The organism is Pectinatus haikarae (assembly GCF_050916305.1).
GTDB lineage: Bacteria > Bacillota > Negativicutes > Selenomonadales > Selenomonadaceae > Pectinatus > Pectinatus haikarae.
The window spans coordinates 1,002,730-1,022,370 of record NZ_CP116940.1; the positions used below are offsets into that span (position 1 = coordinate 1,002,730).

The 19,641-nt window shown below is 41.2% G+C and carries 17 protein-coding genes; 13 read left to right on the forward strand and 4 right to left on the reverse strand.

The genetic code is table 11. The features are described from left to right. The first annotated feature begins 8 nt into the window (after positions 1-8). Genes NXG61_RS04805 through rbsK form a run of 3 tightly spaced genes read left to right on the forward strand, consistent with a single transcriptional unit; the run spans position 9 to position 3,649 of the window. Positions 9-1,568: a sugar ABC transporter ATP-binding protein gene (locus NXG61_RS04805; protein ID WP_231038632.1), complete on the forward strand. Its 1,560-nt coding sequence runs from the start codon at positions 9-11 to the stop codon at positions 1,566-1,568. 33 nt (positions 1,569-1,601) lie between these two features. Beyond that, on the forward strand, positions 1,602-2,687 hold the full coding sequence (locus NXG61_RS04810; protein ID WP_307225267.1) for an ABC transporter permease: 1,086 nt from the start codon (positions 1,602-1,604) through the stop codon (positions 2,685-2,687). 41 nt (positions 2,688-2,728) lie between these two features. Beyond that, a complete protein-coding gene (gene rbsK / locus NXG61_RS04815; RefSeq protein WP_307225268.1) occupies positions 2,729-3,649 on the forward strand; it encodes a ribokinase in 921 nt (306 codons plus the stop codon). A gap of 58 nt (positions 3,650-3,707) precedes the next feature. Here rbsK and NXG61_RS04820 read toward each other — a convergent pair whose 3' ends face one another. Next, complete coding sequence (locus tag NXG61_RS04820; protein ID WP_307225269.1) at positions 3,708-4,364, reverse strand: RsiV family protein; 657 nt, start codon at positions 4,362-4,364, stop codon at positions 3,708-3,710. A 391-nt stretch (positions 4,365-4,755) separates the two neighbouring features. On the opposite strand from NXG61_RS04820, the gene NXG61_RS04825 reads away from it, so the two are divergent. After that, positions 4,756-5,856, forward strand: a complete 1,101-nt coding sequence (locus NXG61_RS04825) for a pyridoxal-phosphate dependent enzyme (RefSeq protein WP_307225270.1) — start codon at positions 4,756-4,758, stop codon at positions 5,854-5,856. Positions 5,857-5,944: 88 nt separating this feature from the next. Here the strand turns inward: NXG61_RS04825 and NXG61_RS04830 are convergent, their stop codons facing one another. Further along, the gene (locus NXG61_RS04830; protein WP_196605206.1) at positions 5,945-7,021 is read right to left on the reverse strand and encodes an NADH:flavin oxidoreductase; all 1,077 of its coding nucleotides are present in this window, start codon (positions 7,019-7,021) and stop codon (positions 5,945-5,947) included. A 151-nt stretch (positions 7,022-7,172) separates the two neighbouring features. Next, positions 7,173-8,438 (reverse strand): UDP-N-acetylglucosamine 1-carboxyvinyltransferase, encoded by a 1,266-nt coding sequence (gene murA / locus NXG61_RS04835; protein WP_196605205.1) that lies wholly within the window; start codon positions 8,436-8,438, stop codon positions 7,173-7,175. Positions 8,439-8,641: 203 nt separating this feature from the next. Here murA and NXG61_RS04840 point away from each other — a divergent pair, with 203 nt between their 5' ends. Continuing rightward, positions 8,642-9,754: an aminopeptidase gene (locus NXG61_RS04840; protein WP_231038631.1), complete on the forward strand. Its 1,113-nt coding sequence runs from the start codon at positions 8,642-8,644 to the stop codon at positions 9,752-9,754. Between the two features lie 197 nt (positions 9,755-9,951). Here NXG61_RS04840 and NXG61_RS04845 read toward each other — a convergent pair whose 3' ends face one another. After that, positions 9,952-10,710, reverse strand: coding sequence for a DeoR/GlpR family DNA-binding transcription regulator (locus NXG61_RS04845; protein ID WP_307225271.1), 759 nt, complete (start codon positions 10,708-10,710; stop codon positions 9,952-9,954). A 143-nt stretch (positions 10,711-10,853) separates the two neighbouring features. Between NXG61_RS04845 and NXG61_RS04850 the strand changes: the two genes are divergently transcribed. From NXG61_RS04850 to dhaL, 8 genes are all read left to right on the forward strand, one after another. After that, positions 10,854-11,879: an IS30 family transposase gene (locus tag NXG61_RS04850; protein WP_432748978.1), complete on the forward strand. Its 1,026-nt coding sequence runs from the start codon at positions 10,854-10,856 to the stop codon at positions 11,877-11,879. Positions 11,880-12,136: 257 nt separating this feature from the next. Beyond that, on the forward strand, positions 12,137-13,549 hold the full coding sequence (araA, locus tag NXG61_RS04855; protein WP_307224914.1) for an L-arabinose isomerase: 1,413 nt from the start codon (positions 12,137-12,139) through the stop codon (positions 13,547-13,549). A 72-nt stretch (positions 13,550-13,621) separates the two neighbouring features. Beyond that, the gene (locus NXG61_RS04860; RefSeq protein WP_307224915.1) at positions 13,622-14,482 is read left to right on the forward strand and encodes a ketose-bisphosphate aldolase; all 861 of its coding nucleotides are present in this window, start codon (positions 13,622-13,624) and stop codon (positions 14,480-14,482) included. Positions 14,483-14,749: 267 nt separating this feature from the next. Beyond that, positions 14,750-15,199 carry a PTS sugar transporter subunit IIA gene (locus tag NXG61_RS04865; RefSeq protein ID WP_307224916.1) on the forward strand — a complete coding sequence of 150 codons (450 nt, stop codon included), beginning with the start codon at positions 14,750-14,752 and terminating at the stop codon, positions 15,197-15,199. 32 nt (positions 15,200-15,231) lie between these two features. After that, positions 15,232-16,611, forward strand: a complete 1,380-nt coding sequence (locus NXG61_RS04870) for a PTS fructose transporter subunit IIC (protein WP_307224917.1) — start codon at positions 15,232-15,234, stop codon at positions 16,609-16,611. Positions 16,612-16,658: 47 nt separating this feature from the next. Beyond that, positions 16,659-17,543, forward strand: a complete 885-nt coding sequence (locus NXG61_RS04875) for a sugar phosphate isomerase/epimerase family protein (RefSeq protein ID WP_432748979.1) — start codon at positions 16,659-16,661, stop codon at positions 17,541-17,543. Between the two features lie 30 nt (positions 17,544-17,573). After that, on the forward strand, positions 17,574-18,602 hold the full coding sequence (locus tag NXG61_RS04880; RefSeq protein WP_307224921.1) for a dihydroxyacetone kinase subunit DhaK: 1,029 nt from the start codon (positions 17,574-17,576) through the stop codon (positions 18,600-18,602). Then, a complete protein-coding gene (gene dhaL, locus NXG61_RS04885) occupies positions 18,589-19,233 on the forward strand; it encodes a dihydroxyacetone kinase subunit DhaL (RefSeq protein WP_307224922.1) in 645 nt (214 codons plus the stop codon). The genes NXG61_RS04880 and dhaL overlap by 14 nt, the downstream gene beginning before the upstream one ends. Positions 19,234-19,641 lie beyond the last annotated feature (408 nt).

The window sequence follows — 19,641 nt, forward strand, 5'->3', positions numbered from 1 at the left end:
GGACGGATATGGGAGAAATATTTAAAATGCCGGAAGATATTTGTCTGCACGCAGAAAAGATTTCCAAAGTTTATCCGGGAACAAAAGCACTTGATGAGGTGTCCTTTGATGTACATAAGGGAAAGGTAAATGTTCTGATCGGTGAAAACGGTGCAGGTAAATCTACCTTGATGAAAATAATCGCCGGAATCGAGCAGCCTTCTTCCGGGGAATTGTATATGGATGGACAACAGGCAGTATTTAAGAATGTGACGCAGGCAAAGCAGCATGGAATAGGGATCATTCATCAGGAACTGAGCCTTTTTCCTAATTTGAATGTGTACCAGAATATTTTCATGTCACGGGAATGTACTCGTTATAAATTTGGATTGGATAATAAAAAGCATATAGAACTGACCGAGAGGATTATGAAAAAACTGGAATATCCCATACGTCCGCAGACTATTGTGGGAGATCTGAGGGTCGGGCAGCAGCAGATGATTGAAATCGCCCGTAATCTGGTGCAGGATGATTTGAAAATTCTTATTATGGATGAACCGACATCATCCTTGAGTGCGCAGGAAGTACAGGTCCTTTTTAAAATAGTGAGAGAGCTGACGGCAGAAGGTATATCGATAGTCTATATTTCCCACCGTCTGGAAGAAATTATGCAGATCGGTGATTATATCACTATTCTGCGGGACGGACGCCTTGTAGCTTCATCAGAAGTGAAAAAAATTGATATTTCATGGATAGTCAGACAAATGGTAGGGGAAGGAAAGATATTTCCTAAACGAAAAACCGCCGTTGATTGGGGCACGCGTGAAAAAGTGCTGGAGGTTAAGGATCTGACACTGCCGAAAAAAGGCGGAGGCTATCTGCTTAATTCAGTCAGTTTTGACCTGAAAAAGGGTGAAATTCTTGGTATATACGGACTGATGGGAGCAGGAAGAACGGAAATTTTTGAATGTATTATGGGGCTGCATCCGGAATATAAAGGGACGGTAAAACTGCATGGCAAAGAAATTCGCATAAAAAGTGTTTCTCAGCAGATTCAGGAGGGATTTGCTCTCGTTCCGGAAGATCGTCAGAGTGAAGGTCTTGTGCAGACTATGAATATTGCGAAGAATATTTCTTTGTCCAGTTTAAAAAATTATGCCAGAGCCATTTTTTTGAATAGGAAAAAGGAAGCTGAATCTGTAGAACGAGAGATCAGGGATATACATATAAAGGTAGCGGATAAAACGCTGCCTATCCTGTCTCTTTCCGGCGGCAATCAGCAAAAGGTAGTTATAGGGAAAGGGCTTCTGACCAAGCCCAAGATCTTACTGCTGGATGAACCGACCAGAGGAATCGATATCGGAGCCAAGACAGAAGTTTTTGAAATTATTCAGGGATATGCAGAAAAAGGATTGTCTATCATAGTGGTTTCTTCTGAGCTGCAGGAGATTATGGCTATTGCGGACAGAATATTAGTTCTTTCCAACGGGATCAAAACGAGTGAGATGCAAAAGGAAGAGATCACAGAAGATAAGCTGGTGCTGGCATCATATAAAGGGCACAGTTCTGAGAACAGGCAGAATTTATAGTGAACTGTCGTACAGTGAGAAAGGATGAGTATTGTGAAAACGAAAAATGCGACTTTCATGGAGACAATGATTGGTGAGAAACAGGGCAGTAATTCACTGACGATGATGCTGCTGAAAGGACGGACCCTGATTGTACTGATATTATTGTTAATATTTTTCAGCATAGTAACACCAAATTTCCTGTCAGCCAATACATTTTTGCTGCTGGCAAAACATGTTGCTCTATACGGTATTTTGGCAATCGGGATGACGTATGTTATTATTACGGGAGGGATAGATCTTTCAGTTGGCGCTGTTGTCGGACTTGCAGGTATGGTTGCCGGCGGGATGATTCAAAATGGGATAACGCTGCAGGTATTTGATGTGACTTTGTATTTTAGTATTCCGCTGGTTATTTTATTTACGCTTTTGGTAGGTGCTGTTGTCGGGTTGATTAATGGGATAACTATTACCAAATTCGGTGTAGCGCCATTTATAGCGACGCTGGGAACGATGTATATTGCCCGCGGTTTTGCTATGCTGCATTCTAATGGAGCGACCTATTCCAATATTGTTGGGAATGAGGCACTGGGAAATGTCGGATTTACACTGATTGGCGGGCGGGTCATGGGAATTCCGGTAGGTGCGCTTATTCTCGTAGTCATTGCTGTTGCCGCCGGGATTTTGTTGAAGAGAACGACATTCGGCTGGCATATATTCTCTATAGGCGGCAATGAAAAAGCGGCTAAATTGTCAGGTGTCAAAGTTGATAAAGTAAAAATCCTGGTATATATTTTTTCGGGAGTCTGTGCTGCTATCGTGGGAATTATAACGGCTTCTCAGTTGGAAGCGGCTCATCCGGCTTCGGGAGAAACATGGGAAATGAATGCTATTGCCGCAGCTGTGCTGGGCGGAACATCCATGATGGGCGGTATCGGCACTATTGGCGGGACGATAATCGGTGCTTTTGTCATTGGTGTTATTTCGGATGGTATGGTCATGTGCGGGGTATCTGAATTCTGGCAGATGATAATTAAAGGCCTGGTTATTATTCTTGCTGTCATAGTAGATCAATTCCAACGTAATATGGAAGCGAAAATAGCATTGCAGGCAAGAAATGATACTAAAGGCGAAGAATAATGTAATATGTTTTTTAACAAAATACTGCGGAGGAAAAAAGAATGAGAATTGCAGTAATCGGCTCAGTCATGATTGATTTGGTATCATATGCGGATAAAATCCCGGAAGCGGGAGAGACAAAAGAGGCCGATGATTTTTTTATAAATTGCGGCGGCAAAGGGGCCAATCAGGCAATTGCGGCGGCAAAGTCCGGAGCGGATGTGATGATGATCGCCAAGGTCGGGGATGATATGTTTGGAAAAACTGCTATGAGAAATTTCTCTCAATATAATGTAGATACGGCATATGTGACAAAAGTACCGGGAGTGGGCAGCGGAATGGCTGCAATTCTTGTCGATGCATCCGCACAAAATCGTATTTTGATTTATAAAGGAGCTAATCTTCATCTTCAACCAGCTGATATTGAAAAATCGGCAGAAGCGCTGAAAAAATGTTCTTTGCTTATTCTGCAATTAGAAATACCATTGGAAACTGTCTGTACGGCTATAGAATTTGCCGGGGCGAATAACATTCCGATCTTGTTGAATCCTGCACCGGCTTGTAAAGAACTGCCTGTGGAAACAGCCTGCAAATGTGATTTCTTTGTTCCTAACGAAACAGAACTTGCTATTTTGACGGGGATGCCGGTTTCAACGGACGACGAAATATTGGCTGCCTCAGAAAAGCTTATAAAGCAAGGAATGAAAAATGTTATTGTCACCATGGGGGAAAAAGGGTCTTTGTGGATGGATGCAAAACACTGTGAAAAGATTGCTCCCTTTAAGGTGGTGCCGGTAGATACGACCGGAGCAGGAGATGCGTTTATCGGCAGTTTTGCTGCAAGTTATGTTGAGAAAAGGGATATCCCTCTGTCCATGAGACGGGGATCTGCGTTTGCCGCAATGAGTGTGATGAAAAAAGGTGCTCAGATTTCCTTTCCTGTAAAAGAAGAGTTAGAGGATTTTATACAGGCTGATAATTGAATTAAGAATCAAAAAAGCTGCCGCAATTGTATTTGCAGCAGCTTTTTACTTAAATATTTCAGCCTTTAGGCATAGGAAGAACGATATGGATTATACCTGCAGCCCAAGGCGCAAGTTCATAAGGAGGGTATAAAAGCCCTATATACATGCCATCAGGACGCTTTAAAAGATAATAGTCAGCGGGGATATAAGTTATTTTACTGATTTCATCAGCCGAAAGAGAGGTTGTGCCATCTCCGCCATAGATTTTTGCAGTATTGTTATCAATGGATTCCTGAAGCTGCTGAGGAGTGAAAACAAGATAATGTTCCAAAGGTACCTGTTCTCCGGTAGTTTTATCATATACAGCACCATGGATATAGTAGCTGCCATGGGCGGCATGGTCGTGATACCGATATTCATTGAAGGTCAATGATAAGGTCTGGCTGTCCTCATAATGGAGCTTGTAACTGAAACTGCTGGTTACATCGTCGCTGCTGTCGAAAGCTGCACGCATATCGGCAAGATAAAGTTCTATGTCTTTGTTGATTTTGTAACTGGCATCAAAATCAGCTGTTCGCACGATTGGATATTCGGATTTTTCGTTGCCAAGATAGAAATTGACACTGGTGACGTCACTGGGAGTGATTTTTTTACTGCCGGCATAAACTGTACCCATACAGAGTAAAACAACGGTGAAGAGCATAAGAGTCAATTTAAAAATTACTTTTGGCATGGTGGTTCCTCCTTCATATATAATCTATTCATTATAATAAAAATAACATTAACGGATAGAATTAGTCAATGAAAAATCATTTTTTTTAGAGCATTTTGATATATTAAAAAATAATATAATAAACAAAACAGTGTTTTTATATCATCAGCATATAGTTGCTATGCAAGAAAATCATAGAAGGTATTACTCCTTGGCATGATACACTTTACAGGAAGTTTTTTATGTTATAATGTGTACAAAAGATCTGTTGATGGAATTATCTTGCAGCGATTGGTATCGTCAGAATTGAGAAAAGGTCATCTGCCTGTATTCTGTGTCTGAAAATAATGGATTTGCAGAAGATAAAGTCATCATGCGGGTTATTTTCATCGGCTGATATGGAGGAATTTATATGAATTTTGTGTGTTCGGATTGCGGTCATAAGGAAAGTGCGGCAACCTATAAAGCTAAATGTGATAAATGTGGGGGATTGTGGAAGCTTGATTATACGGCTCCTAAATTTGATTTGGAGAAGATTGATAAGGACACTTGGAACATTTTTCGCTACCGGGAATTTATGCCTGTAGAGGGTGATTCCTGGCGGAATATTTCATTGGGGGAGGGCATGACCCCTATTATCAATTTCGATGATGATGTTTTATTTAAAATGGACTATTATATGCCCACCTTATCTTTTAAAGATCGCGGCGCGGCAGTTCTTATATCGCATTGTCACAGCATAGGTGTGAAGGGCGTAGTGCAGGATTCCAGCGGCAATGCAGGAGACAGTGTGGCAGCATACTGCGGCAGAGCAGGCATAAACTGTGAAATATTTGTACCGGACAGTACATCGCCAAAAAAAGTAGGCATGATTCGTGCACACGGTGCTGTCTGCAATGTAATACAAGGGTCACGTGATGATTGTGCCAATGTGTGCCGGGCGAAAGTGGAAAAAGAAGGCGGCTATTATGCCAATCATGTGTATAATCCATTTTTTTATGAAGGAACAAAAACTTATATTTATGAAGTTTACGAACAATTAAAGAAAATCCCAGAAAATATTATAGTACCACTTGGCAACGGAACATTGCTCATCGGCGTGATCAAGGCACTTGAAGAATTTCTTTCGGCAGGCATTATTGATAAGATGCCAAAAATTATTGCAGTTCAAAGTGAAGCCTGCGCACCTTTTGTGGAAGCAGTGAAAAGAAAATCCGCAGTCCCGGTGCAAGTGCAGGTAAAACCAACTTTGGCGGAAGGTATTGCCGTCGGTATACCGATGCGCGGCAAAGAGATATTGGAATATATTTATAAGTACGATATAACAGTACTTGCCGTTCCAGAAGAAATGATATTGCCGACACGCGGCAAGCTTGCGGCAAAGGGAATTTTTTGTGAGCATACAACAGCGGTCAGTTATGCGGCATATCAGCTTTACTGCAAACAATTCGGCAAAATGGGCAAGTGTCTCATTCCGATGTGTGGCGCAGGATTGAAATCTGAACCATGGTGATTTATTATATAATATAAGTATGCTGTTATTAAAAGGGTCAAACGCAGAGATTATTGAATTTCTGCGTTTGACCCTTTTAATGATTATTTTAACTTTCCTGTTGTTTGCGGATGTCGCGCCAATGCAGGATACAGCGCACTCCATGATGCAGATGAGGTACGGCAAAACAGCGATTGCAGGCAAGGCAGGAAGACTTTTCAGCCGTCCCCGCCGCAAACCTTGTCAATATGTCCGGCTCGCAGATCAATGGACGGGCCAAAGAAATAAGCGGTATTTTGCTGTCAAGCACTTTTGCTATGTCATCGACGCTTTTGATGCCGCCGACAATGCTTATCGGCAGAGGCGCACTCCTGGCAAATTCCGCTATTCTGTCAAAATAGTACAGGGAGTCTGCACGTGGCTGATTGATAAAGTCCACGCCGCTCCATTCGACAAATTCCACGTCTAATTCACGGCATTTATTCATAACATAATTCATATCTGCGGCATAATCGTTGTTATCTGTATCGGTATCGTTATTTATTTTAATGGATACCGGAAAATCAGGACCGCATTTTTCTTTTATGCCGGCTATAATTTGTGCGCACAGACGAAATCGGTTTTCAATATTGCCGCCGTATTCGTCACGGCGTTTGTTAAAAGTTTTATCTATAAAGCGTGATAAAAGATAACTGTGTGCTCCGTGTAGTTGTACACCGTCGACACCGGCCCGCTTCAGGCGGCTGGCTGCATTGATAAATGCTGTTTTTATATGACTGATTTGTTTAAGTGACAGCTCTTCTGCATGGTGATTTTTGGGTAAATCACCTGCACTGACATCGAAAAATTCCTCTGTATCGATAGCACGCGGTCCGGCATGATTTATTTGCGGCATGAAAAGACAGTTATTATGATGTATTAGCGCTGCTGCTTTGCTGAATTGAGCGATATATTTGTCATCGTCAATACGTATCTGTTCTTTGTTAGCAAGGCCGCCGGCAAGTACACAGCAATGTCCGCTTATGATAAGGGCGATATTATTGCTGGAAAGTTTTTCATACATTTGAAATTCCAGATCCGTCATGAAACCGTCTTCCGAGCCTAAAAAACTATGTACGGCTGAGCGAATGAAGGGGTTTTTTAATGTTAAATGCGAAAGTTTTGCAGGTTTGTCTAGGGGAATCATTTCTTACGTCCTTTACAAAAAAATAATGAGAATGTGTTGAAAGAATTTTGGCTGTTGAGGAAGTTGTAGATACTAATACGTATCCGCTCTGTATGAATGCTGATTTTCATAAGAGCGGATTGGATGAGAACCGTTATTTATTATTATTAGTTCAATCGTTTATACGTTTTATGTTTGCGCCCAGGCTGCAAAGTTTGCCGACAAGATTGTCATAGCCGCGGTCAATGTGATGTATATAGCCGATTCTCGTTTCGCCGTCAGCTACAAGTCCGGCCAGCACCATAGCAGCTCCTGCCCGCAGATCAGTAGCTTTTACCTGACAGCCGAGAAGATGGGCAACTCCTTCAACGACAGAAGTTCGTCCTTCTATCTTTATATTGGCGCCCATTCTTTTTAATTCATCAACATGCATGAATCTGTTTTCGAAGACGGTTTCGGTTACGAGACCGGTGCCTTCGGCAACGGTCAGCATGGCCATGAATTGTGCCTGCATATCTGTAGGAAAACCGGGATACGGCATGGTTTTAACATCGACAGCCTTAAGCTTTTTAGTGCCTTTTACACGAATGCCCTTTACGTCTTCAATGATTTCGGCACCGGCTTCCGACAGTTTTGCGATGACTGGTTTAAGATGCTCGCTGATAGCGTTTTCAATATATATGTCTCCCATAGTCATTGCGGCGGCGACCATGTAAGTGCCGGCCTCAATACGGTCGGGAATTATAGTATAATTGCAGCCGGTCAGTTTTTTTACGCCTTCAATCTTAATGACGTTGGTGCCGGCACCGCGGATATTGGCCCCCATCATATTGAGAAAGTTAGCTAAATCAATGATCTCAGGTTCCTGTGCAGGATTCTCCAGAAGAGTTTTTCCCTCTGCCATACATGCGGCCATCATGATATTTTCTGTGGCACCGACGCTTGGAAAATCCAGATAGATTTTAGCACCGCGCAGTTTATCCGGAACGGTGGCATTAATAAAACCATGACCTATTTCTATTTGCGCCCCCAAAGCTTCAAAGCCTTTCAGATGGAGATCTATAGGGCGTGTACCGATCGCGCAGCCGCCGGGCAGAGAAATCTTTGAATGTCCGCAGCGCGAAAGCAAAGGACCCATAATGAGAAAAGAAGCCCTCATTTTACGTATAAGTTCATATGGAGCTTCACATGAGGCTATATTTGTACTGTCGGCTGTAAAGGTATGATTGGTTTCATCAAATTTTACAGTAACGCCAAGTTCGTTTAAAACTTCAGAAATCGTTTCGACGTCGTCCAGACAGGGAACTTCTTCCAAAATACAAGGATGGTCCTGACCCAATAATGTTGCAGCGATAATAGGCAGGACAGCATTTTTTGCACCGCTTATTTTAACACGGCCGCAGAGTTTTCTGCCACCGTTTATGACTAATTTTTCCAATTTATATCCCCCGAAAAATGCTTATATCTCATATAGTTTACCATTTAAAAATACATATGGCAAGCCTTATCTTACGGGCTGTAAACGCTTTGTAAAACAGGCAGGAAGGAGCATTGCCGCAAATGTATTTTTGCGATCGCTGTTGAAAAAAAAGACAGTATGCACTACACTTTTATTGAAACTAATATGAGGGGGAATTTATTTTGGATAAACGTATAGAAACACTGGCACATAATCTTATAAATTATTCTACACACCTCGAGGTAAATGAAAAAATACTTATCGAGGTATTTGACGATGGAATAGAGCTGGGCAAGGCATTGGTAAGAGAAGCCTATAAGGCTGGTGCGGTGCCTTTTCTTAGTGTGAAAATGCAGGAATTGCAGCGGGAATTAATTATGGGTGCTAAAAAAGAGCAACTGCAGTTCATTGCGGATTATGAGTCTATGCGCATGAAAGGGATGAGTGCTTATATCGCGGTGCGCGGCAGCAATAACGTCAGTGAAATGAGCGATGTTCCGCAGGAAGAGATGAAGCTTTATCAAATGTATTGGCTCAAACCGGTACATGGTGATATCAGAGTACCGCAGACAAAATGGTGTATCCTGCGTTATCCGAATTCAGCTATGGCGCAATTGGCGAATATGAGCACAGAAAAATTTACGGATTACTTTTTTGACGTATGCAATCTTGATTATGGCAAAATGCATGAAGCTATGACACCGCTGAAGAAACGTATGGAGAAAACGGATAAGGTTCATATAAAAGGACCGGGCACGGACATAAGTTTTTCCATAAAAAATATGCCGGCTGTAAAATGCTCCGGTGAATGCAATATACCTGACGGAGAATTGTACACGGCACCTGTAAAAAATTCTGTAAACGGAACTATAACCTATAATACGCCGGCGGTTTATCAAGGGGTTACTTTTGAAAATATATCACTTACTTTTAGAGACGGAAAAATAATAGAAGCAACAGCAAATAAAACCGCAGAACTGAATAAAATTCTCGATACGGATGAAGGTGCCCGCTATATAGGCGAATTTTCTTTTGGTTTGAATCCATATATAACTTTTCCAATGAAGGATACCTTGTTTGATGAAAAAATAAGCGGCAGCCTGCATTTTACACCGGGCTGTGCCTATGATGACGCCGATAATACAAATCGGTCATCCGTTCATTGGGATCTTGTGCTGATTCAGACGGAAGCTTATGGCGGCGGAGAAATATATCTTGACGGTGAGCTGATAAGAAAAGATGGCATATTTCTTCCCGACGATCTGCAATGTCTCAATCCGGAAAACTTGAAGTAAATCCGTCTTAATGCAACTGGTTTTTATAAAATGGTAGGCGTCCGAATAAATTTAATCTTATGCATAATAAATTCTAAATTTCAGATGGGATAGAATTCTATTTGAAATTTAGAATTTATTTGTATTTGTCATTTATTTGCTAAAAAATGTGCTATTTAAAAATCATTTATACATTTGGATAGATACACATTTGTCACTTACGGGAAAATAATATTGATAGAATATTTATTTGTAACATTCAATATATTTTGAGGAAGAGGAGCATCGGAAATGATAACGTCAATTTTATCAAAAGGCAGGGCTGTACAAAAATAGCTTTTGTTGAATTTTGTGCTGTCTACCAACACAATAGTTCTGTCCGATTGCTGCTGGTACATCCTTTTGATTTGGGCTTCCTCCTCTTTCAGGTCGGATATTCCGCTTCGGCTTATTCCTTTACATGATATAAAGGCGATATCGGCGTTGTGTTCTGCGATGTATCTGCAGGCGTGATAACCGTTGACACTTGACCTTTTTGAGTATACAGCGCCGCCTGTACAGTATACCTGGGAGTCTGATTCTGCTGAAAGAATATAAGCAGTTAATAAGCCGTTGGTCGTGATGGTCAAATTATTAAGAGTTTGCATTTTTTTTGCCAGAAAGAAACATGTACTGCTGGAATCAAGAAATATCTTTTTATTGTCGCCGATGAAATCAAAAGCAAGTTCGGCGATTAATTTTTTTTTGTCTATATTTTCTCTATTGGTTAAAGAAATAGGCCGTTCCAGCTGGGAATTTTCGATAATGAGTGCACCACCATTGACTCGTTCTATTTCACCGCACTGTTCAAGTGTTTTGAGATCTCTTCTGATAGTTGATTCGCTTGCATAAAGCTGTTTGGCTAAAGCAGTGACAGTTTGGAATTTTCTTTTCAAGAGAATCGTTATAATTTGTTTTCCGCGATCATGAGGATACATTTTTTCCCTCCTTATATGTAATACTAAATAATGGTTGATTGTAAAATGAAAATGAACAGTTAGCAAAAAGTCCACAGTGACTTTTCTTTAAATGGTAAAATGGAGTTCTCACAGCACCATTAACCAAAGAGGAGACAATCACTATGGACTGCCATAATTATATCACAGTATTCCCTGAACGAAAACGTGGTCAGCACTTGGGACGGGAAGAACGCGGAGCGATCCAGCAACTAAACAAGCAAGGATACTCTCTGCGGGCAATCGCCCGAGAAATCAACTGTTCGCCAAGTACTATCATGTATGAATTGCGCCGCGGTACACCGCTGCGCAAAAGCCATAGAGGACGTGCACCGGAGTACAGCGCCAAACGAGGTCTTGCAGTATATGAAATGAATCGAATGAAGTGCAAAAGGCCGCATTATATCACACATTGCTCAGATTTTGTTAAGTGGGTGGTTGCGCAAGTCAGGGCAAAAAAGTGGTCGTTAGACGCTTGCGTCGGTCATGCGCGCCTGCACCAGCTCTTTGCTGATAAAGAAATGGCTGCTGGTAATTTGCCGTTATCGCTGTTCGAGCTGCCTGAAATTCTAAAGCGAAAGCAAAACAAAAAAGGAACCCGAAAACATAAACGTCTGAAAGGTCGCAGCATTGACGAACGTCCTGACATCGTAGATTTACGCACAGAATTCGGCCATTGGGAAGCTGACACGGTGATTGGCAGAAAAAAAGGCAGAGAAGCTGCTGTTTTAACTCTGATTGAGCGTGTTACAAACAATTACCTGGCTATTCGCATTCCTGGTAAAAACAGTGAATTTGTCATGGCTGCGATGAAAGAACTACACGCTGAATATGGTGAGCGTTTCAGTTCTGTTTTCAAAACCATTACAACCGATAATGGCTCTGAATTCGAGGAATTTTCCAAGATTGAAGCCTGGGGTTCCAGTGTTTATTATGCACATCCTTACTCCTCTTGGGAGCGACCAGTAAATGAACGGCACAACGGCTTCTTGCGTCAATATATTCCAAAGGGCGTTTCGATTGAGAAATATACTTATGAAGATATATTACACTTTGCCGATGAATTGAATAGCCGTCCGCGCAAGCGACTTGCCTACCAGACACCGGAAGAATTGTTCGACGCTTTTCTCGATAAACTTTATATTGCCTGAGATCATCGGCATTTTACCAAAGTGTTCAATTTGCTATTGCAATTTACGAATTTAATTATATACATAATATATTTTGACTGAAATCAGTCATTTTTTCAAGGCTTTTTTGCTTATTTACCAATAATAACGCCATATATTGTCATTTGTCATGGGAAAATGTATACTCTGAACTGTACAGATAATAAAAATATCTGTGAGACGGATATTTTTCTGTCAGCAGTGCACAGCTTGACAAAAGGATAAGGAAGGTGGTTTCAGTGAAAAAAGAGTTCTGGTTTGTTGTCGGTAGTGTAGAATTCTACGGTGAAAATAACTTGGCAGAAGTTCGAGCACATGCAAGAGCCATGGCAGATTTCTGGAATGAGAAAAATTGTTTCCCATACACGATTGTGCTTACTGAGTTGGGAATTTCTTCCGCTAATATATCGGATTTAGTCAGGGAGGCTAATTATCGGACAAATGTTGCGGGAATTATTTTGTGGATGCATACTTTTTCTCCCGCAAAATCATGGATTGCCGGACTGAAAAAGTTGCAAAAACCAATGCTGCATTTGGCTACACAATTTAATGAATCTGTTCCGTGGGAAACGATAGATATGGATTTTATGAATTTGAATCAGAGTGCGCATGGAGACAGGGAGTTTGCCTTCATTAACCGGCGATTAAATAAGAAGAATAAGATTGTTGCAGGATACTGGCGGGATTCTTCTGTTTTAAATGAAATGAGCAGTTGGATGAATACAGCAAATACGTTTCAGGAATGTGAAGTTGTTAAAATAGCGAGGTTCGGTGATAATATGAGGAATGTTGCGGATACTGAGGGAGACAAAGTGTCTGCGCAGATTCAGATGGGATGGAGTACGGATTACTATGGCATTGGCGATCTGGTTGAGGTTGTTAATAAAGTATCGTCAAATGAAGTTGAAAAATTATTCCGAATATATAAAAATATTTATGAATTTGATTTTGGGAAAAATGATAAGCTTTTTTTTGAAGAACACGTTAAAGAACAGGCAAGGATTGAAATAGCACTGAGGCAATTTTTGACAGAGCGTAATTATCAGGCCTTTACTACCAATTTTGAAGACTTGCATGGTATGAGGCAGCTGCCGGGTTTGGCAGTGCAAAGGCTTATGGCAGAAGGATTCGGTTTTGCCGGTGAGGGTGACTGGAAAACAGCTGCACTGGATTATGTGTTAAAAATATTGTCTGGAAATCAAAAAACTGGTTTTATGGAAGATTATACGTATAATTTTTCCCCGGGAAATGAATATATCGTCGGAGCACACATGCTGGAAGTGGATCCGACACTTGCGGCTGAAAAACCTAAAGTAGTTGTGGCTCCTTTAGGAATTGGCGGCAGGGAAGATCCTGCCAGATTAGTTTTTAATGGTTGCCAGGGGAAGGGTGTTGTCGCTTCTATTATTCATTTAGGGAATAGTTATGAATTGATCATCAATGAAATTGCTGCACAAAAATGTGAAAAAGAATCGCCGAAATTACCGGTAGCTAAAGTCATTTGGAAGCCAATGCCTTCATTTAAAGAAGGGGTAAAAAAGTGGCTAGAGGTTGGCGGAGGCCACCATACCGTATATTCACTGGCATTGAAATCAGATCAGATTATAGATTTATGCACCTTGCTGGATTTGGATTATAAATTGATTAATTAGCTGAAGTATCGAAACTTCAGCTGCGGCGGATATTGTAAGATTGTTGAAATAAAGTAAAGGGAGTATTTTGATATGTTATATACTATGAAAGACTTATTAAAAGTTGCTAAGGAAAATAAGTTTGCTGTGCCTGCTTTCAATATCAGCAGTTTTGATATTTTAAAGACAATTATTGAAACGGCGGAGGAAACACAATCACCTGTAATATTGGAAATCCATCCATTGGAAATAGAATATATTGGAGATAATTTTATATCCATAGTAAGAGAATATGCGTTAAGAAGTTCAGTGCCAGTGGTGATTCATCTGGATCACGGAGCGACAATGCAAGATATTATCAGGGCCATTAAAAATAATTATACATCTGTGATGATTGATGCATCTCATTGTACTTTTTCGGAAAATGTGGAAATGACAAAACGCGTTGTGGAAATAGCGCATGCAGTAAATATATCGGTTGAAGCTGAGCTGGGAACAATTGGGGATAATGGGAGTTCAGAAGGCGGTGCTTCGGAGATAATCTTTACGGACCCTGAAGCTGCAAAGACATTTGTTGAAGAAACAGGGATAGATTCGCTTGCTGTTGCTATCGGTACAGCGCATGGATTATATCCTAAGGATGTGATTCCTAAATTAAATATAAAGCTGCTTAAAGAATTAAATAAACAGATCAATATTCCGCTTGTCCTGCATGGTGGATCAGGAAATCCGGATAATGAGGTGAGCGAATCGGTCGAATATGGTATATGCAAAGTCAATATATCAAGTGATATAAAAAGCGCTTTTTTCACGGCATTGCGTCTTCAATTGACCAGCTGTCCATCAATATATGAACCTTTTAAAGTATATCCACCTGCAAATGAAGCGGCGAAGAAAGTGCTGAAGCATAAATTCGGGATTTTGAATACCATAGGAAAGGCTGATTTGTATTGAGATCAGTCGGCAATGTGCATGAGAAAAAAGTGTGTTAAAAATAGCACCGTCAGATGAACTGCCTGTCAAGTTATTTAACAGTACAATCTGCAATATAAGCACTTTGTGATTTATTCTCAATATTCCCAGCATAAAGGGCGTCAGTTAAGAAAGGACGCTCCTTATGCCTTTGCCTATTTGATACCTGCTTAGAATATAATAAATAAATTCTCAATATTTTAAATAAATGTTAAAAACAGATTTTATTATTGAAGGGAGTAAACGTTCATGGATATAACGGCTGTCATCAAGAAGGATAATATCATATTTAATTTAGAGGGAAAAAATAAAACTGATGCAATCACACAATTAGCGCAATGTTTGTTAAAAAATCGTGTAATTACCGATTTAAATGGCTTTGTGGCAGATGTGCTGAAACGTGAAGAAGAATTTAGCACCGGAATTGGTTTTGGACTGGCCATTCCACATGCAAAATCGGTTTACGTGACAAAAACAGCAGTAGCCGTCGGCAAATTGAATACGGCTATTGGCTATAATACAGCGGATAATGAAAAAGTGAAATTATTATTTTTGATTGCAGTACCGGAAAAAGGCGGAAATGAACATCTTAATATTCTCAGCCAATTGTCCAGAAAATTTATGGATGAGTCTTTCAGGCATAGATTGGATCTGGCACGAAATTCGGAAGAGATCATTCGCTGCCTGATGGATAATTGATGTTTGGGATTGAAGAAGAAGGGGGACTAATAATGAAAATTGTCGGCATTACGGCTTGTCCTACCGGCATAGCACATACCTATATGGCTGCGGAAGGACTGGAAAAAGCAGGAAGAGAACTTGGGCATAGTGTGAAAATTGAAACACAGGGGGTAGAAACAGGCAATATTTTAACTGCGCAGGAAATTCAGGAAGCGGATCTGGTGATTATTTCGGCTTCTAATAATGTAGATCTGAGTAGATTTGATGGAAAGAAAATGATAGAAGTATCGATTCAGGAGTCAGTAAAAAATCCCCAAAAAGTCATGAAAGATGCAATCAGCGGTAAAAATAGCAGAATTTTTCGGTCAGCTGACAATGGTGGGGCAGAAAAAACGGAACAGCAGATGGGCGCAGGTTTATATAAGCATTTAATGAGTGGTGTTAACTACATGCTGCCTTTCGTGATTGCGGGGGGAATCTTGATTGCGTTCAGTTTTATGTTCGGAATACATGCAAGCGATCCTGCTGATCCCAGTTATAATGTTTTGGCGGAAGCGTTAAGCAAGATAGGCGGAGGAGCCGCTTTTACCATGATGGTGCCGATGCTTGCTGCCGGTATAGCTTATTCCATAGCAGGCAGACAGGGAATGTGTCCGGGAGTGGTGGCAGGAATTTTGGCAAATAATATTGGTGCCGGCTTCTTGGGTGGATTGATCGGAGCGTTGTTTGCAGGTTATTTGACTGTTTTCTTGGCACGGAGGATAAAAATACCCAAAGCTGTGGAAACGTTAAAAGGATTGATTATTATTCCTTTGCTGGCAACCGGAATTACCGGTTTCTTTATGCTTTTTATTGTTGGAGAACCGATAAAATATTTACTTAATGCCTTGACTTTATTTTTACATTCGCTGGATTCGACGCAGGGGGTTTTATTTGGTGCACTTATTGGCATCATGATGGCAGCAGATATGGGCGGTCCGATAAACAAATCAATCGCAACCTTTTCCATCGCACTGATGTCTACCGGAGTATACGGACCAGTTGCTGCCTGCATGGTTGCTGGAATGACACCGCCGTTGGGGCTGGCACTTGCTACAACATTATTCAAAAAGAAATTTACGGCAGATGAAAGGGAAGCAGGGAAATCCTGCTGGGTATTGGGACTTTCCTATATTACAGAAGGGGCCATTCCATTTGCAGTGGCAGATCCCATACACGTGATTCCTGCGCTGATGGCGGGTTCAGCTGTGGCGGGGGCGATATCTCTTGGTTCAAATTGTGCCAGTCTGGCACCGCATGGGGGTATTTGGATTTTACCGATTCCAAATGTTATTACCAATTTACCAATGTATATTCTGGCGTTAGCAGCGGGAACAATTGTTACTTGTTTGGGGCTCGCCCTGCTGAAATGGAAAAATAGCTATGAATAATGACGGAAAGCCTAAGATTGAAAATATAAATAAAACGAGGGATGAACATGAAATTTGGCGTCGATACATTTATTTGGACAGAAGCTTTTAGTAAAAAAGATTTATGGATTATCAGAAAGGCTGAAGAATTGGGGTTTGAGGCAATTGATTTTGCGATTGCCCATCTGGAAAACTTTCCCTTGGCAGAGGTGATTAAGGAACTGGAAAAAACAAAATTGCAGCCAGTGACATCGACAACGCTGAATGCTGCTAACAGTCTTATTTCCGGTGATCCTGAAGTAAGGCAGAACGGAATACGATTTTTAAAAAAGATGGTGGATGTCAATCAGGCCATGGGATCAGTTATTATCGGCGGGGTAAATTATGCGGGATGGGGCTGTCTCACCGGTAAACCGAAAACGGATGAAGAATGGAATAATTCGGTGTCCTCTATGAAAACAGTGGCAGAATACGCAATTAAAAAATATCCGGATCTGAAAATTTGTGTTGAACCTGTGAATCGTTTCGAATCACATTTCATTAACACTGCTGAAGAAGGGAGAAGATATTGTAAAGCCGTCGGCAGTGAAAACATGGCTGTGCATTTAGACTGTTTTCATATGATTCGGGAAGAAATAAGTTATAAGGAGGCGGTAGAGACATGCGGCAGAAAATATCTCGGCTATGTTCATGTATGTGAAAACAATCGCGGAATACCCGGAACAGGGCTTGTTCCGTGGGAAGAATTCTTCACTGCGCTTAACGACATAGGCTATGAAGGGCCGTGTGTTATTGAATCCTTTGATCCGAGCTTCGAAGAACTAAACAGACAATGCGCGATTTGGCGAAAATTTGCCGATACCGGGGAAGATCTTGCCGTTCAGGGACTGGCTAATCTGCGAAGAATTGCCGATAAAATACAGCAGAAAACAAAAGTGACTGAAAAACAGTAATTAAATCATTCGATAGATGGGAGAAATGAAATGCAGCGCATAATAAATGAACCGGATTATGTTGTGGAAGATATGTTGAAAGGATTTTTGAAATGCCATGCGGATATTGTCCACGCCGATGAAAGCAATCCAAGGGTAGTTATTTCAAATTTCGCGAAAAGTAAAAAGAAAGTCGGTATTGTCACTGGAGGCGGCAGCGGGCACGAACCCGCATTTATTGGTTATTGCGGGAAAAATATGGTTGATGCTGTTGCTGTTGGTGAAATATTTTCTTCTCCTACGGCAAAATCGTTTTATGATGCAATTTGCGCCGTTGATCAGGGAATGGGTGTGGCCTGTCTTTACGGAAACTATGCCGGTGATAATATGAATGTTAAAATGGCAAGGGAACTGGCGGAGGATGACGGAATCACCGTAAAAACCGCCGTTGCAAATGATGATGCAGCCAGCGCATCCACGGAAGAACTGAATAAAAGACGTGGTGTTGCCGGTGAAATCTTTATGTGGAAAATAGGCGGGGCAAAATCCGAACAGGGCGGAACATTAGACGAAGTAATCAGTGCGGCACAAAAAGCAATTCGTTGGACACGAAGCATCGGTATCGGGCTGAGCCCCTGTACGATTCCGGCAAACGGAAAACCTAATTTTCATATTGAAGAAGGGACCATGGAATTCGGAATAGGGCACCATGGTGAACCTGGTGTAAAAATCGAAAAAATGGGCAATGCAAAAACAATTGCAGCAGAAATGACAAATATGGTAATACAGGATCTGCCCTTTGCTGACGGAGATGAGGCAGCCGTGCTGATCTCGGGATTAGGAGCCACTCCTGTGATGGAGCAATATATTTTTTACAATGAAGTGGAACAGTTGTTGAAAGATAATGGTATTCACATTTACCGTTCTTATGTGGGAAATTATTTCACATCACTGGAAATGAATGGACTGACCTTGTCAGTTATGAAGCTTGATGAAGAATTAAAAGAATGTCTGGACAAAGAGGCAAGAACTGTGGGCATTACGCAGTTTAAAGGGGAGCAGAGAAATGAGCTACGTTAAAAACGCTGAGAATGCCTCCGTGGTTTTGGAAATTATTCAGGCCATTCATGTGAACGCCAGATATCTCAGTGAAATTGATGGTGCCACAGGTGACGGCGATCATGGTATCAATATGAACAAAGGCTTCATGCTGGCAAAAGAAAGAATTGAAACCGGTATGTCTTTAGCGGAGGCTTTTAAAATACTTGGAAGAACGTTGGCTATGGATATAGGCGGTTCCATGGGACCAATTTATGGGACGTTGTTTTCCGAGTTCAGCAGGGCCATGCAGAAAGAAGAAAAAATAACCATGCAGATTTTATTGGCGGCTTTGGAGAACGCAGTGGAAAAACTTATGAATCTGGCAGGTGCGAAGCTGGGGGATAAAACACTGATAGATGCTATTTATCCGGGAAAAGAGGCCTATAAGAAAGTAGCGGATAACAACGGGAGCTTTAATGAAGCGTTGCGCGCGCTTGCCGAAGGTGCGGAGGCCGGTAAGGAAAATACGAAAAATCTAACTGCCAAAATTGGCAGAGCGGCGCGGCTGGGAGAAAGAAGCAGAGGATTTTTGGATGCTGGAGCGGCATCCTGCTGCATAATCCTGAAAACAATGGCGGACGCCATGCAAAAAAGAATGATAGATGACTGATTTTATTAACTATTGAACGCTAAATGAGTTCAAAGCTTCATCTGAAAGATAAAGAGACGGGGATGCGGATGAAAAACTGTACACATAAAATCAGTATGAGTTCTTCGGTTCTCATAGCTTTGATGAACGTCTTCTGCTAGATAGACATTTTCCGTTGTTGCATTACGAACTAATTCGCGCGTAATACTCGAATGATGTCTTCCCGTCTGTATAGCAATTGTCGAGTTGAATAACCAAGAGTACAAAGCGATTGTATACATGCGCGGTCAAACATGCTAATATAGTGGTAGCTCATAGGATAACCTCCGTCGAATGGTGTGTGGTAACTTCATTCTACACGATGGTTAGCTCTTGTGAGCTACTTTTTTTATTAGCTGTCGCACTTCATTTTACAATCCAAGATACTAA

Coding starts and splice junctions, on each gene's coding strand:
- NXG61_RS04805 (WP_231038632.1), top strand. CDS start 9: ATGGGAGAAATATTTAAAATGCCGGAAGATATTTGTCTGCACGCAGAA.
- rbsK (WP_307225268.1), top strand. CDS start 2,729: ATGAGAATTGCAGTAATCGGCTCAGTCATGATTGATTTGGTATCATAT.
- NXG61_RS04820 (WP_307225269.1), bottom strand. CDS start 4,364: ATGCCAAAAGTAATTTTTAAATTGACTCTTATGCTCTTCACCGTTGTT.
- NXG61_RS04825 (WP_307225270.1), top strand. CDS start 4,756: ATGAATTTTGTGTGTTCGGATTGCGGTCATAAGGAAAGTGCGGCAACC.
- NXG61_RS04830 (WP_196605206.1), bottom strand. CDS start 7,021: ATGATTCCCCTAGACAAACCTGCAAAACTTTCGCATTTAACATTAAAA.
- NXG61_RS04845 (WP_307225271.1), bottom strand. CDS start 10,710: ATGTATCCTCATGATCGCGGAAAACAAATTATAACGATTCTCTTGAAA.
- NXG61_RS04850 (WP_432748978.1), top strand. CDS start 10,854: ATGGACTGCCATAATTATATCACAGTATTCCCTGAACGAAAACGTGGT.
- NXG61_RS04860 (WP_307224915.1), top strand. CDS start 13,622: ATGTTATATACTATGAAAGACTTATTAAAAGTTGCTAAGGAAAATAAG.
- NXG61_RS04865 (WP_307224916.1), top strand. CDS start 14,750: ATGGATATAACGGCTGTCATCAAGAAGGATAATATCATATTTAATTTA.
- NXG61_RS04870 (WP_307224917.1), top strand. CDS start 15,232: ATGAAAATTGTCGGCATTACGGCTTGTCCTACCGGCATAGCACATACC.
- NXG61_RS04875 (WP_432748979.1), top strand. CDS start 16,659: ATGAAATTTGGCGTCGATACATTTATTTGGACAGAAGCTTTTAGTAAA.
- NXG61_RS04880 (WP_307224921.1), top strand. CDS start 17,574: ATGCAGCGCATAATAAATGAACCGGATTATGTTGTGGAAGATATGTTG.
- dhaL (WP_307224922.1), top strand. CDS start 18,589: ATGAGCTACGTTAAAAACGCTGAGAATGCCTCCGTGGTTTTGGAAATT.